We start from the raw sequence: 14,555 nt of genomic DNA, 5'->3' as shown, positions 1-14,555 counted from the left end.
GCTTGCAAATGCGAGAAGGATTTGTCATAGGTGCTTCGCCCACAGCTCACAATCGCACCACTTGCCGAACTTGCGACCGACTTCCTTGAGCACGCCGACCTGCTCGAAACCGAACCGCTCGTGGAGCCGGCGGCTGGCGTGCATCTGGCTGTCGATCTGCGCGTAAACCATGTGGTGCCCAGCCTTCTCGGCCCGCCGGATAAGGTCGGCCATGAGCGCCGAGCCGAGCCCCTGACCGGCGTGTGTCGGGGCGACGTAGATCGAATCCTCGACGGTCGTCGCGAAGCCGGGCTTGGGATCGAACGGGCTCAACGACGCGTACCCGAGCACCTTGCCGTGATCGACCGCGACGATCAGCGGATGTCGATCGGCGTTGGCGGTCTTGAGCCGTTGCCAAAGGTCCATTTCCTCCGCGGGCTTGTCGGTGTAGATCGCCGTGGTGGTGCGGATGTAGTGATTGCGCAGCTCGGTGATCGCACCGAGGTCGGACGCGGTCGCGGGACGGATTTTGACGTCTCCGGGTAGTTCGACCGGGCGATGCGAAGCGGACTCGGGGCCGCGAGTCGTCGGCTTCCGGCGGTTGTCGAGAAGCAAGTCCGCATACTCCCCCATCCCCCACGCCAGCGCCCCGGCATACCGCACCGGCAGCCAGCGGTACGCGAAGCGTTTGCCATTATCACCGCCGTCGCCATGGACCGTGTGCTGCCACGCGTTGGGAAGATCACGGTCGACGGCCAGCTCGTAAACGTGCCGAGTCTGAACGAAGTCGCGGTAGCTGTTCCACCACGGCGTGGTCGTGAGCTTCCGCACAACCCGCGCGTCGTCGAGGCCGGCTTCCTCGTGGACCTCGCGAACGACGGCGTCCTCGGGCGATTCGCCCTCGTCGACGCCCCCGCCGGGGACTTCCCAACCGGTCGGGCCGTCGGCGTCGCGATTGACAAACGCCAGCAGTTCCAGGTCGTCACCGCGTTCGCGCGTGAGGTACGCCAGGACTTTGTCCGTTCGCGGCGTTGAACTCGACATGGCGTTCATCATCGCCGCTGCTACGCCAGATGCCATCGGTGTGAAGGATTTCGTACGGCTTGAAACGGTTCTTGTACGCCATCTGTCCGCAGCCCGGGATCCAGTACCCGAGGTAGTAGTGCCGCAGGTGCAACTGGGCGGCACGGCGGATCTCGGTGATCGCGCCGAAGGTGCCGAGCGAGCGCCGTTTCTCGGCCGGGTCGAAGTAGAAGTACACGCTGCTGAACGTCAACGGCGACACGTCACACACGCCCACGCCCAGCAACTTGCCCGTGCCATCGCGGTAGAGCATGTCGATCGTGTGTACCGGCGAATCGTACAGGAAACGCTCCAAATCCTCACGGCTGTGATCGTCGCGGCCGTGCCATTGGGCGTAGTAGCGGCGATAGAGCTCGAACTTCTCGTCGGTGAGCCGATTGGCCTCGGGCGTCACGGTCAGGTCTGCGTTGCGGTTGAGGGCTTTCCGCTGGCTCTTGCTGGGCTTGAACGCCTCGGTGACCACACGGATCGGCCGGCATTCACGACAGCCCTCGCACGCCGGTTGGTACACCAGTTTGCCGCTGCGTCGGAAGCCCGCGTCCATCAGTTCGTCGTACACCGTCGCCGGCAGATTCTCGATCATGAACGCCCGGCTACGCGCCTCCCGGCCCGGCAGGTACGGACACTCGTGCGGCGAGAGCACCGGCAGCGAAATCCCGTGCGGCACCGGCCAACTCGGCCAATGGCTGAACGATTGCGCGAAGGCGGTCGGCACGTCGGATTGCTTGGCGTGGGCCGTCACCGCAGCGCATCAAACCACCGGGCAACGGCCGACACAACGTAACAGACGCCGCACATACAAAACGGGCGGCCACCGTTGCCGGCGACCACCCGTGGGGAAGGGGGAATCGGTTCCGCGCTTACTTCGCCTGCGCGAGCTTCCGCCAACGCGTCGGCGTCAGGCCGGTCGCCTGCTTGAAGCGACTGGTGAAGTGCGACTGGTGGGCGAACCCACAATGCCGAGCGATTTCCGCCAGTTCGATGCCGGCGACCAACTGCCGCTTGGCCGTGTCGATCTGACAATCGAACAGGTAATGCTTGGGCGTGAGACCCAGCAGTTCGGTAAAGCGGCGGTGAAAGTGGAACGGGCTCAGGTGGACGTGCTTGGCGATGACCTCGAGCGTCGGGCCGTTGCGGTGCTCGTCGTACATGAACCGCACGGCCGGCACGAGGCGGGCGACCTCATCGTCAGCGGCGACGTCTTCCGCGGTGACGGCCGCGAAATCCGCGGGCGCCGGCTGGTGCGTGACGAACACCACGGGCATGTCAGCGGACAGCCCGGCCGGGCCGGTCAGTGCGGGGTACGACTCGACACGCCGCACGCGGAACGCCCATAGGTCGCCGCGATCATCCGGGATGACCACGCGCTTGCCGCCGGCGTCAGTGCCGCGCTTGTCGAGGGCCTTGCGCACGACCTGCTCGAGCTGGCTGCGGAGACGGCCACTCAGGCCGGCCAGGGCCTGCTCGCCATCGGCCGGGTACAAGACCTGTCCGCCGGGTCCGAAAGCGATCATCGGCGTGGCGAGTTCGTGCGGCATCGGTCCCGACGGTGCCGGGCTGCGGTGCAGCTGCTTTTCGATGTCCTTGCCGAGAGCGGCGACGCGCTCGCCGTCAGCGGCGGTGAACGGCTGCGCCGATGCTTCGCGGAACAGCACCAACGCTCCCTGGTATCCGGGCAGCAGGACGTCGGCCATCGGCACGGCGAGTTGATCGCCGAGGCCTGAAGGACGCAGCACCGCACTCTCGAACTCCGAGCCGGTCAACTCACGCGAAGGCCAAAGCTCGGCCGACACCGCCGGCTTACCGGTGAGCAATGCCGACCAGGTCACGCGGTCTTGTCCGTCGACGAGGCGGCTCAATCCGCGGACGATCCCGTCGTCGGCATAGTCCGGGCCGATGACCTGGACGCCGCCCCGCGGCATCGTGGAGACGAGCACCGCCTGGGCGAACGACACCTCGCGGTGAATACGTTGAAGCAGATCGCGGACGGGCGTCTTGCCGCGACCGCTGCGAGCCGAGCTTGCGCGATCGGGGTCGCTGGTGAACTCGGCGTGGGCGGCCGCGTGATCTCGGGCGGACGGGGCGCGGTGTTCGGTTTCCATGGTAGTCTCCGTGGAGTCGGTGTCGCCAGCCGCGGAGGGACCGGGGCGGTTGACGGGGGAGCGATTGTGGTTCATGGGACAGTGGGTTGAGCCGGCCCCGGCATGACGCGGGACAGGGAGGTGGTCGGTTAAACCGATTCACCCTTTCGATGATTTAGTCACCCGGGGCGTGGCACGGCACACGTCGCCATGAAAACTCCCCGGGCGGGGTCTGGTCCGACCACGAGAGCCGAAGGATCGGCCGAGCGGACGGATTGCCGCAACGGGCGGCGTCGCTTTGTGTCAACATTCGTTACAGACCGGCGTTCAGGTGGGTGCGACCGACACGAATCGGTCGCCGAACGAATGCCCCGTTCATGCCGCTACTTCATGGCAGGACGGAGCCCGGTATCCAACATAACCAAAGCGATTACATACACTTACGCGGGAATAGTCGGGCATGACCGTTCAGCCTGTCCACCGAACTGTCGCCCATTTCGCGCCGGTTTGGCGATTCCGGCACGGGCGTTGAGATTGGTCGTGCATGACTGGCCTCAACACCCCCGCACAGAGCAAAGCCGTCGCCGAACTTGGCCGACTCGCGGCCATCGCTGACCGTGCCGGCCGGGAAGTCTCGGCCGTGGCTTGGGCACCCAAAGTCCGCATCGCTCTGCTGACCTTGGCCACCTTCGCCGCCCTGTGCTGAACATCCTGATCCGACCGGTCGAGTACCACCCCTTACGGGACAAAACAGACCGCATGCCGGCAACACCGATCAGGCACACCGGCTCCGCCGGACACCTGACACATGTCGCCAAACCGACGGGATTTCCCCACCAGCTCGGATCGAATCGCGGCCCGAAACCGGGCAACCGGCATCGTCGCGAATCACGCCCAACTCAGATCACAAATGGCATCATTGCGATGCCGACCGTGTTGGCCGCGTCTTATAGACCCGCATCTTCTTGCCAGGTTTGTCGACTCCTCGTTTTTCCGGGAACTTTTTCGCAAACGGCGATAGCCGGGCATAAACACGTATTTACGCCTCTTTGCGGACACGATATGTGCCGAAACTGGTCAGACGCAACCTTTCTCGGTGACGATTTTTAACTTTCAGGCTGATTGTCGCCCTGCTCATCGTCGCCCGCCGATGCGCGTGCCTCTGGGCCGAGCCCGTAGATCACAAATTGGTGGCTTAGGGCCGAGAAGCCGTGCTCGGAAGCCAGTTTTTCCCGTAGGGGTTTGAGCAGTTCGCCCGGCACCGCCACGACCTGGCCGGTCTCGACGCACACGATGTAGTCGTTAGTCTCCCGGCCGGCGATGACTTCGTAGTGGGCGCTGCGTTGGCCGAGGAACACCTGCTTGACGATCCCCGCGTCGGTCAGATGCGTGAGCGTCCGGTAGACCGTCGCCCGGCTCGTGCGGTTGCCGCTGGACTTGAGCTCGTCGGCCAGTTGCTCGGCCTCGAAAAGCCCCTCGGTCTGCAGCACCGCGTCAAGGATCGCGGCCCGCTCGGGGGTGTACTTCTGGCCGTGGCTTCGAAGGTAGCGGCGGAACATCGAACACGCCGGGATCGTCGCCGGAATCGCATCACCGTGCCCAGGCACCGACGGGGGCGTGGCGAGCCGTTGGTCCTTGGCGGGTTTGGATTTCGTGGCGGTGGGCATGACGTGCCCTTAGCTTAGCCCTCGCGCACGCGGTACACCACGCCGCCCAGTCCGTCGTCCCGGCCGTATGGGTCGCCGGTCGTGACGAACACGCTCCCATCGTCGGCAACCAAAAGATTTTCGGCCTTGAGCGTCGGCTTGCCGAGTGTTTCAGCGAGATTGACCCAGGGCTGCGATAAGCCGCCGTCGTACACGTCGGTCGGGTCGGGCCGAAAACGGTGTATGCGGGCCGGCTGGGCGTTGATCACGTACAACCGCCCGTCGGGGTCGAAGCCGATGTCGGTGATGTCGGCACTGGTACCGGCGATCGGATCCCATGCGGGAAAGCGCGCGACGACCTCCGCGACGACCGGGCGGGCCGGTTCATCATCGTCGAGCCGGACGCGGATGATCTGGCCGCTGGTGCGGAAGCCAACGTAAAGGTAACCGTCACGAACGGCGAGCGCGGAGTGGCCTTGGACGGTTTCGGTCGACCCGTCGGCAAGCCGCAGCATGTCGCCGAAGACCAACGTTGCCGGGCCGGCGTCGCCTTCGGGATCGGCACGCAGCGGTGTCAGGTCGTGCCGGACGAGCATGTGGTTGTCCTTGCCGACCACGTAGAGCCACCGTCCGATGACCAGGCAGTTGTTCGGCCCCTTCGGCTGCGCCTCGGCGTAATCCCAACCGCCCGCATGACGCGCGACTTCGTACCACCGCCGAGTGCGGAGGTCGTAACGAAGGACGGCGTCACTGGCATTCTTGCGAAAGGCCGTCCCCTGGCCGTCGATGCCGCTGAACGCGCAGAGGTAAAACGACTGCGTCGCCGGGTCGAAACGGAGCGTGCAGTACGGGCGGTCGGTGCGCGTTTCGTCGACCGGATCCATCGTGCGGTCGAGCAGGTGGAACGGCGGGTCGGTTGGGCGGGCGACGACAACGCCGTTGGTCGTCGGATCATCGCCATCCGGGTCTACGGCGAAGAGCGTGCCCGCCATGTCGTCGAGCCCGGCATCGACCCCACCCGCCCCGCGGACTCGGCCCCTTGCCAGCACGTACAGCGTCCCGTCGTGCAACGCCAACCCACGCGGGAACGGCACCACCGACGTCACCGGTTCGACCGTCGGCGCGGCTGCCGGCGGCGCGAACAGCAGCATGCACAGGAACGTCGCGACGATCATCAGAGCCCCACGGCGGCCCGAATGCGATCCTTGACCTTGTCCGTGCCGATCTCGTTCTTGCCAAACCCGGGCTTGGCACCGGCGTCCTCGGCCGCTTGCTGGGCGTCGTCGAAGTTGCTCACCATCATCACGGCCAGGTCCGGGTGCTTCTCCCGAACCTGTTCAAGGAGTTCCTGGCCCTGCCGATTGGTGAAGCCGAACTCCAGAACGCGATTGAACAACAGCAGGTCCACACCCTGGTTCACGGTGGCCTCGAGTTCGTTGTCGTCGTCGACCATCTTCACTTGGGCACCCGGGAGTGCCGACGAGACGGCCATCCGCAGGAACGAACTGTCCGGGCCGCAATGGCCCACGAGTGCAACGGTCTTGGCTGTCACGGTGTTGCTCGCAATATCACTCATCGTCGGCCCCTTCAACATCATCACCCGCATCATCCGCGGCATGACCGGCTTGTTCGGCGTTGGCCACGTCCGTGTGCTTGCGGAAGATCGCGAGCACCTTGTCGATGTCAACGACATACATCTGGTTGTCGTGCTCGAGTTCCACCGGAACCGCTTCACGCGGGTCGAAGAGCACCTTGTCGTACTGTTTGATCGCCCGATCCTCGTCGGAGGCGATCTCCTTGGAAATCGCGATCACCCGGCCGGTGATGACGGGGATGGCGTGCGAGTCCGGCAACACGATGCCGGACTTGGTTTCGCGTTTGTTCTCGTCCTTACGAATCACCACCCGCCACCCGACGGGCTCGATGACGTCGTATCGCATGGCCTTGGCCAGCCGCCGATCGCTGTTGGATTCGGTCATACCAGATAGTACGCCAAGGGTAGGCGGAGGTTTCGAGGGTCACCTGACGCCGTCGACAACGATCTCGGCGATGTATTCGTCATCGACCCGCTTGGACAGTCGAAAGCCGCCGTCGGGGAGCGGTTCGTAGCTCGCCGCGTCACCGACGTGGGCTTCCACGTCGCCGGCAATGAGGCCGTCGAGGGCGAGGTGGAAGAGTTCGCGGTCGATAATGATGCGATCAACAGTGCGAGCGTATCGACCGTAAGACGGCACCACCTTTTGCGTTGCGGGATTGAGCTCTTGTGCCGATGCTTCGATTTCTTCCAAGCGAGCGTCACGTTCCTGCTTGGGCAATTCCATGGCACCGCCAGCGTCAGAGGTAACTTGCAGAATTTCGTCTGAGATTTGCTGAGCCACGGGGTTCCCGGCAGGCGCGAGCGTCAGGGCATACTTGGAAAAGATGCGGCCTTCAGCACGCAGCGTGTCGGCCGGACTGGGAGTAACTGGCAGATCGCCAAGTGCTTGGCGCAAGGCTTGGCGTTGATCATCCGAAAGCTTGGCCAGAATCGATGCAGCATATCTGTAGGTCGCAGCTTCGGTGCCGATACCCACGAGGCGGCTCACGAGCGTGGGCTCAGTTTTCAGATGAGCGGCCATGCGTCGCAAAGCGATCACATCCTCGACCGGCGTGCGCGATTGGGTAAGCGTTCCTCCAATGACGCGAAGCACCGATCGGCTTTTGCTCAAATGCGGCAACAGTGTTTCGGGGCCGGCAGAGTAATCGCCAACCCAGATAATCTCGTCGTTCGCGGCGGCTTCATGCAAAGCCACACGCACAGGCTGAACCCGCTCGGCCAACTCCGCGATGGCAACTGGGTTTGGCTTATCGGCCTCGATCACAGCCATGTCCTCGGCAACAATCGCGGACTCCAAGGCCTCGAATACCGGCTCGTACGGGTGGGCCGAAGCGGACACAACGGCAAAGAGGAACGAGAAAGAGACAAAAAGCAATCGCATGCACTAAGCATGCCGCATCGCAATCGTGTCGACAATCCTCATTCCGCCGCCTCGTTTCGCCGCAAAGCTTCGGCGGGGTCGAGCCATTCGATGTGATCGGCGGCCTGGCCGTCGGGCAACGGCGTGAACGTCTCGACGGCGACCGCCGACGCGGGGTCGAGGCGAACATTCTCAAACCGCAGTTCGACGCTCGGGGCGATCTCGTCGGTCCGGGTGTTCGTCTCGACGTACTCGATGTCTGTCCGCAGCACGACTGTCGCCATGAGCGGGAACGCCAACTCCGGCGTCTTGTCCCAGCGACTGCTCCTTTCGAGCGACCAACGGACATAGGAAAACTGCGAACCGTGCCCGGAGCCGTTCGTGTCGGGAATCCTGATCTCTTGGCCATCGATCACGAGGAAGCAGAGCATGCGCCAAAGGCGCAGGTCGTTGCCACGCATTACCGCCATCAGTTCCAACTTCTGCCGACCCGCGACCGGCTGTACCTCGATCGTGTCGATCGCGCTCACTTGCCGTGGCGTGGCGGTGTAGTTGCCGGTGAAGTCGTCGACCACCTCGACATCGACGGCAAGTTCGGCCGTCTTGGTCGGCAGTCCGACCGACGTGCCTCCGGTCAGAATGAGCGTCCGCTCGACCCGCGCCGTGGCCGTGACGGTGGTGTCGCGGGTCATCGCTTCGGTCGGGATGTGTGAGGCGCTGCCGCCCCAACTGCCGGCTTTGACCTCGAAATCCCCGTCGAGACTCCGCAACCGATTGGGATTGACCGGCTCTCCGTCAACGGCGGCGGCCGCCAGGGTCCATGAGGCGTGCAGTTCGATGTCACCGACATCGGTGCCCTTGACGGGCCACGGGACCACGTCCGCGTCGAACCCACGCCGAACCTTCGGCCGTGCGTCGAGTCCCAACACCGCGATCGTGTCGGCCAACACGGCGAGTTGTTCATCGTCGAGCAAGCCATCCCGCAACCCTTGCTCGATGATCGGCTCCCAACCGATCGACCACGAAGGCCCGTCCGAACCGGCGAACGCGAGGGCGACCAATTCCGACTTGTGTTTTTCGGTGAGTTTGCCGTCGAACCATCGTGTCGCCAATGTCAAGTGAACGTCAGGGTTGCGGTCCGCCTCGGCGACGAGCCACCAGTTCGGCTTCCATGCCTGCCAGTCGACATCGGTCGCGGCGTCCAGTCCGATCAAGCCCTGCCCCACCACGGACACAATCAACAACAATGTCCCGCCCCACACAAGTCCGCGCCTGCGGTGCCGCATGCCGACGACCCGCTCCTGGGGCGATGCCACGCTCCGGCCACACTCGTTGCAGGTCATCGCGTCGGGATTACCGAACAGGTCGTAGCCGCATTGGCGGCAGTACGGATGATCGCCGACCCGCCGGCCGCGCATGCCGATCGTCAACAGGATCAACCCGAGCACCAACGCTAAAAGCAACGGCACGATCCAAACGAGCAGATTGATGATCGAGAACTCCGCAGGCATGCGTTGCGACAGGTACGACATACGGGTTGGATGGTTCGGATTCCGCCACCAACCCGGGCGGTTTGACGCTCAGCCCTTGCCCTCGCCCGGCGGCAGTTCCGGTTCGGGCGGCGGTTCGGTCAGGTCCATCGCCAATCGGCTAAGGTAAAACTGCAACTCGTTGGCCGCAACGCTCGCCGGCAATGACTCGTGTAGGTCATAGCCATGACTGTGATCCTCGCTGGAGTCGTCGCGTCGGCTTTCGCCTTCGGTGACAATGTGATGTTCAAAGGTCACCACATCCTCATGGCTCTGCATGATGACCAACTCGCCCCACCGCCAGGCGAGGTGGATGCGCAGCGAAAGTTGGTTGCCCCACGTGGAGACCCGATGCGTGATGCCGCTGCGGGTGAGGGCTTCGACCAGGCTCTTGACTTCGGGGAAGACGGCTTCGTTGAGGAACTCGGCGTAGTGCTGGTTGCAGGCGGCCATCCGCTCGACCGCCTCGCGTTCGGCGGCAAGTTTCTCGGGCTGGACATCGGCGTACCGCGTCGCACGCCCCAGCCACCAGTTCAAGAACCGTTTGTCCTGCATCGAAGCGATCGTAGGGATTATTCGGGTATTTCCCTACCGAAGACGCCACGAGGTTGCTAACTTGCCGCCGACGGCGTCGCCCCCCTGCCGTCACGGGGATTTGACAACTGACTCGGAGAAACGCCATGCGTGTGAATGCGCCTTTCGTTTACTTGTTCGCCGCCACGGGCCTGGCGGTCGTCGGCAATGCGTCGGCGGATGTTGTGGTCGTGGCCAACAACGCCGGCGACGACACGGCCGCGATCCTTGCCGCCTTCGATGCCGCCGGACCGGGCGGGACCGTCGTCCTCGCCGCGGGTGAATACACCATCTCGAGCAACGGCGGCGCGGCCCTGCACCTGGGCGGACGCGACGGCGTCACGCTCATGGGTGCCGGCATGGACCAGACCACGATCCGCTTCACCGGCACCACGGCCGACAGCGCCGACCTGGTCGACTTCTCCGGCTCGACCGATCTGACCTTCATGGGGTTCACCCTCACCGGGGACGGACGCGCCGACGTCAACAGCGGCTTCGTCGCGTTCGGCTCGGGCTCCGGGCACACCTGGACCGACGTCGCCGTCACCGACATCGCCCCCGTCGGCACCGTCGCCGAGCGCGGGTTCGTCGGGGCCGGCATCTTCACCAACGGCGTCGATGACCTGACCATCACCAACAGCCGGTTCCAGAACGTCGGCACCGATGCCGAGTTCGGTGCGGCCGTCCGTATCGAAGAGTCCACCGGCGCGACCATCTCCGGCAACCAGATCACCTCCACCGGCCGAAACGGCATCGTTCTCAAACAAGCCGCCGGCTCGGTCATCACCGACAACGTCATCCGCGACACCGGCACCTGGCGGGACTACGCCATCGCCAACAACGTCCCCAACCCCGGCGACCTCGACGGGCTCGGCATCGAACTGTTCAGCGAAGATCAGTCCATCGAAAGCAAGAACCGCGACCACGTCGTGCAGGGAAACACCGTCGACGCGTGGATCAGCGTCGACCGTGGCTCCAACATCGCCATCCGCGATAACGTCATCGACGGCGTCGGCTCCGACCGTGTCCAACTGGCCGGCCTCGAGATCGCCGGCGAGGGGCAGAATATCCTCGTCGTCGGCAACACCGTCAAACAAGCCGACGGGGCCGGTGGCAACCAATACGTCGGCCTGTCCATCTCCAACGCAGGCCCGAAGAACCAGATCCTGATCGCGAAGAACTTCATCGACGCCGCGGAGCAGTATGGCATGCAGCTCCAAGGCGACGACGGCAACAACGACGGCGAAATCCGACGCCTCGTCGTCGCACAAAACACGATCAGCAACACGAGCAAGGACGGCAACTTCAACCCCGGCATCGGCGACACCAACTCCGAGGGCACCGGCGTCCGCCTGCTCAACGGCGTGTTCGACGCGGCGTTCATCGACAACGTCATCAACAGCAACGGCGGCTTCGGCGTCGCGATGGGCAGCATCCCCACCGACGTCGATGAGATTGCCTTCGCCGAGAACACCATCACCGCCAACAACGGCAACGACGCCGACCTCGTCATCGACTTCGGCGTCACCATCGGCGATACCTGGGCCGGCGACGCGGTTCATTTCAGTGACAACATCATCGACGGCGGCGAGCCGACGGTCGAGGAAGGCGGCATCCAGCCGCTGGTCGTGACCGTGACCCTGCAGGAATCGGTCGTCGCCGGCGAGGAAGTCACGCTCTCGCTCAACCTCGACGATGCCGAGTATCAGGCGCTTTGGGACATGGGAGACGGCCTGCCGCTGCTGGGCACGACGGTGACTTACGTCTTCGACGAGGACGGGACGGTCAACGTCGCTGTTTGGGACAGCGAAGGCGTTGGCGGGTTCGTCAGTTTCGAGGTGACGGTGATTCCCGAACCGATCGGCGCGAGCGGTGCGCTGGGCCTTGGAGCACTCGCGCTGCGTCGGCGACGTTAACCGACCAGCCGCTCCCACGCCGGCTTGGCGACGCCGTTGGCGTGATGGAGGCCGAGCGTCGCGATGGCGTCGGCGAAGGCCGCGAGGTCGCTGCCGAGCGTGCCCGCCAACCCCTTTGCAATCCCGGGCGGCAAGTCCTGATACCAAGCCAACTGCACCCAACGCAGCGCGTCGCTACCGCGACAAACGTTGGCGAGAAGGTCGATGAAATCCGCCTGCGCTTGTTCGCTCGATCCGCAAACGGTGCCGGACGGACACGCGACGTCATGAATCCCGCACGGCATGCCTGCGAGTGCGGGAATTCTTCGCAGGTCACGCTCGACCTGGCGACCCGGCTTCATCATCGCCGTGTCCCACAGCGGCAAGTACGACACCAACGCGAGATCGCACGGTTTCCACAGCTCGGCAAACCGCTTGCGGTGCGCACCGTTCACGCCCTCGAACGTCCCGGCGACGCTGACCTTTGCATCGGGCCAGGCCGTGCGGATCATCGGCGCGACCTCACGCACGAAGGCGGTCATGTTTCGCCAACCCTCGTCGTTGACCCGGAGGTAGCGATCGACGCTTTTGCCAAGAATGACGACCGGCGGTTGATAGCCGAGCGTCTCGGCGAGGTGTTCGATCAGCTTGCCGAACTCGGCGACCATGCGCGGTAATGGCGCTTGCTCGAATTCGCCGGGGACCCGCATGGTGGCCTCGTCGATGACGGGGATTTCGAGTGCGGGCTGGATGCCGGCGTTCCTGCAAAGTTGCGCGAGACCGTCAATGCCGTTGGTACCGTCATAGCCCCCATCGGCGTTGCGACCGAGTTCGTCCCAGTGCAGAGTCAGTGTGGTCCCACGAACGCCGGCCCCGGCGGAAGCGGCCAGTGCCTGCAAGGGCTTGCCGCCGGCGTGCCCGAAGATGCGCAACGCGGCGACCTGCTCGGTCGGTGCGGCGGCCAACGAGAAGCGCGGCAGCACCAAAGCGGCCGCCGTCGCGGCAAGGAATTTGCGTCGAGTGGGCATGTTTGAAACATGCCTTCCCGACCACGTTGTTGCAACAGAACACCCCAAGCCTTGGCCGTGGGCGTTCGATCCATGCACGAACAAAATCCGCCCGCTTTCCAAACGGAACGCGGGCGGCGTTGGAGGCGCGGTTGAGATTTGTGGTTAGTCCTTGACCTCGAACTCGGCGTCGACGACGTCGTCGTCTTCGGCCGGCTTGGCACGGTCGGACTCGGCCTCGGGGGCGTCACCGGCGGCAGCTCCGCCCGCGGCGGCGGCCGCAGCCGCAGCGGCCGCGGGATCGACACCCGCGCCCCCGGCATCGGCGTACATCGCCTCGCCGGCCTTCATGCTGGCTTCCTGGAGCTGCTCGAGCTTCTTCTTAATCACGTCGGCGTCGTCGCCTTCCTTCGCGGTCTTGAGCTCGCTGATGGCCGACTCGATGTCACCGCGCACTTCGCCGGGGATCTTCTCAGCGTTCTCGCCGCTGAGCATCTTCTCGGCTTGGTAGACAGCCGCGTCGGCTTGGTTCTTGAGCTCGATGAGTTCACGCCGCTTCTTGTCTTCCTCGGCGTGGCTCTCGGCCTCGGTGCGCATCTTCTCGATCTCGTCGTCCGACAAGCCGCCGCTGCCCTTGACCTCGATGTTGGCTTCCTTGCCGGAGCCCAGGTCCTTGGCGCTGACCTTGAGGATGCCGTTGACGTCGATCTTGAAGGTGACCTCGATCTGCGGGATGCCGCGCGGGGCGGACGGAAGGTCGGTCAGGTTGAACGTGCCGAGCAGGCGGTTGTCCTTGGCGAACTCGCGCTCGCCCTGCAGGACGTTGATCGTCACGGCCGTCTGGTTGTCAGCGGCGGTGGAGAAGGTTTCCTTCTTCTCGGTCGGGATGGTGGTGTTGCGCTCGATGAGCTTGGTCATCACGCCGCCGAGGGTTTCGACGCCGAGCGAGAGCGGAGTCGCGTCGAGGACGAGGATGTCCTTGACGTCGCCCTTGGCGATGCCGCCCTGGATCGCGGCGCCCAGCGCGACGACCTCGTCGGGATTGACCGACTTGTTGGGTTCCTTGCCGAAGATCTCTTTCACGAGCGCCTGGACCGCCGGGATACGCGTCGAGCCACCGACGAGCAGAACCTCATCGATGTCGGAGGCGGACTTGCCCGCGTCCTTGAGCGCGTCGAGGACCGGCTTCTTGAGCCGCTGCACGAGCGGGTCGACGAGTTGTTCGAACTTCGAGCGCGTGATGGTGAGGTTCAGGTGCTTGGGACCGCTGGCGTCGGCGGTAATGAACGGCAGGTTCACCGTCGTTTCCATGTTGGTCGACAGCTCGATCTTGGCCTTCTCGGCCGACTCCTTGAGCCGTTGCAGGGCCATTGGGTCTTGGCGAAGGTCGATGCCTTCCTGCTTCTTGAACTCGCCGGCAAGATGATCGATCAGCCGCTGGTCCCAGTCATCACCGCCGAGGTGCGTGTCGCCGTTGGTCGACAGCACCTCGAACACACCATCCCCGACATCAAGGATCGATACATCGAACGTGCCGCCGCCGAGGTCAAAGACCGCGATCTTCTCGTTGGTCTTTTTATCGAGGCCGTAGGCAAGGGCCGCCGCGGTCGGCTCGTTGATAATCCGTTCGACCTTGAGACCTGCGATCTCCCCTGCGTCTTTGGTCGCCTGTCGCTGGCTGTCATTGAAGTATGCGGGAACCGTGATCACCGCGCGGTCGACGGTCTCGCCGAGGTAGTCCTCGGCGACCTTCTTCAGCTCCTGAAGCACGAACGCCGAGAGCTGCTGCGGCGTGTAGTCCTTGT

The 14,555-nt window shown here is 64.3% G+C and carries 14 protein-coding genes; 2 read left to right on the top strand and 12 right to left on the bottom strand.

The window, feature by feature from the left end; genetic code table 11:
* Positions 1-24: 24 nt before the first annotated feature.
* The 3 genes from AAGD32_11085 to AAGD32_11075 all read right to left on the bottom strand — a co-directional run bounded on the left by AAGD32_11085 (position 25) and on the right by AAGD32_11075 (position 3,164).
* A complete protein-coding gene (locus tag AAGD32_11085) occupies positions 25-1,023 on the bottom strand; it encodes a GNAT family N-acetyltransferase (GenBank protein ID MEM8874786.1) in 999 nt (332 codons plus the stop codon).
* A complete protein-coding gene (locus tag AAGD32_11080; GenBank protein ID MEM8874785.1) occupies positions 962-1,804 on the bottom strand; it encodes an arginyltransferase in 843 nt (280 codons plus the stop codon). Before AAGD32_11080 ends, AAGD32_11085 begins: the two co-directional genes overlap by 62 nt.
* Positions 1,805-1,922: 118 nt before the next feature.
* Positions 1,923-3,164 carry a helix-turn-helix transcriptional regulator gene (locus AAGD32_11075; GenBank protein MEM8874784.1) on the bottom strand — a complete coding sequence of 414 codons (1,242 nt, stop codon included), beginning with the start codon at positions 3,162-3,164 and terminating at the stop codon, positions 1,923-1,925.
* A gap of 523 nt (positions 3,165-3,687) precedes the next feature.
* Here AAGD32_11075 and AAGD32_11070 point away from each other — a divergent pair.
* Positions 3,688-3,849: a hypothetical protein gene (locus AAGD32_11070; GenBank protein ID MEM8874783.1), complete on the top strand. Its 162-nt coding sequence runs from the start codon at positions 3,688-3,690 to the stop codon at positions 3,847-3,849.
* A 400-nt stretch (positions 3,850-4,249) separates the two neighbouring features.
* Here the strand turns inward: AAGD32_11070 and AAGD32_11065 are convergent, their stop codons facing one another.
* From AAGD32_11065 to AAGD32_11035, 7 genes are read right to left on the bottom strand one after another with little or no spacing between them, the layout of a single operon-like run.
* Positions 4,250-4,810: a transcriptional repressor gene (locus tag AAGD32_11065; protein MEM8874782.1), complete on the bottom strand. Its 561-nt coding sequence runs from the start codon at positions 4,808-4,810 to the stop codon at positions 4,250-4,252.
* Between the two features lie 14 nt (positions 4,811-4,824).
* Positions 4,825-5,964: a hypothetical protein gene (locus tag AAGD32_11060; protein ID MEM8874781.1), complete on the bottom strand. Its 1,140-nt coding sequence runs from the start codon at positions 5,962-5,964 to the stop codon at positions 4,825-4,827.
* The gene (locus AAGD32_11055) at positions 5,964-6,365 is read right to left on the bottom strand and encodes a hypothetical protein (protein MEM8874780.1); all 402 of its coding nucleotides are present in this window, start codon (positions 6,363-6,365) and stop codon (positions 5,964-5,966) included. The genes AAGD32_11060 and AAGD32_11055 overlap by 1 nt, the downstream gene beginning before the upstream one ends.
* Entirely contained in the window at positions 6,358-6,768 is a 411-nt protein-coding gene (locus AAGD32_11050; GenBank protein ID MEM8874779.1) for a co-chaperone GroES, read from the bottom strand. Before AAGD32_11050 ends, AAGD32_11055 begins: the two co-directional genes overlap by 8 nt.
* Positions 6,769-6,807: 39 nt before the next feature.
* A complete protein-coding gene (locus AAGD32_11045) occupies positions 6,808-7,767 on the bottom strand; it encodes a hypothetical protein (protein ID MEM8874778.1) in 960 nt (319 codons plus the stop codon).
* A gap of 38 nt (positions 7,768-7,805) precedes the next feature.
* Positions 7,806-9,278 carry a hypothetical protein gene (locus AAGD32_11040; GenBank protein MEM8874777.1) on the bottom strand — a complete coding sequence of 491 codons (1,473 nt, stop codon included), beginning with the start codon at positions 9,276-9,278 and terminating at the stop codon, positions 7,806-7,808.
* A 48-nt stretch (positions 9,279-9,326) separates the two neighbouring features.
* Positions 9,327-9,830, bottom strand: a complete 504-nt coding sequence (locus AAGD32_11035; GenBank protein MEM8874776.1) for a hypothetical protein — start codon at positions 9,828-9,830, stop codon at positions 9,327-9,329.
* A gap of 125 nt (positions 9,831-9,955) precedes the next feature.
* On the opposite strand from AAGD32_11035, the gene AAGD32_11030 reads away from it, so the two are divergent.
* Positions 9,956-11,764, top strand: coding sequence for a right-handed parallel beta-helix repeat-containing protein (locus tag AAGD32_11030; protein MEM8874775.1), 1,809 nt, complete (start codon positions 9,956-9,958; stop codon positions 11,762-11,764).
* On the opposite strand, the gene AAGD32_11025 is transcribed toward AAGD32_11030, so the two are convergent.
* A complete protein-coding gene (locus tag AAGD32_11025; GenBank protein MEM8874774.1) occupies positions 11,761-12,771 on the bottom strand; it encodes a hypothetical protein in 1,011 nt (336 codons plus the stop codon). The two genes, AAGD32_11030 and AAGD32_11025, sit on opposite strands and share 4 nt — an antisense overlap.
* 144 nt (positions 12,772-12,915) lie before the next feature.
* A partial coding sequence (dnaK, locus tag AAGD32_11020) for a molecular chaperone DnaK (GenBank protein MEM8874773.1) occupies positions 12,916-14,555 on the bottom strand: 1,640 nt, incomplete at its 5' end.

The sequence above is a fragment of the Planctomycetota bacterium genome (assembly GCA_039182125.1).
Taxonomy (GTDB): Bacteria; Planctomycetota; Phycisphaerae; order Tepidisphaerales; family Tepidisphaeraceae; genus JBCDCH01.
The sequence above is the reverse complement of the archived record's forward strand: the minus strand, read 5'-3'. Positions and strand labels throughout refer to the sequence as shown.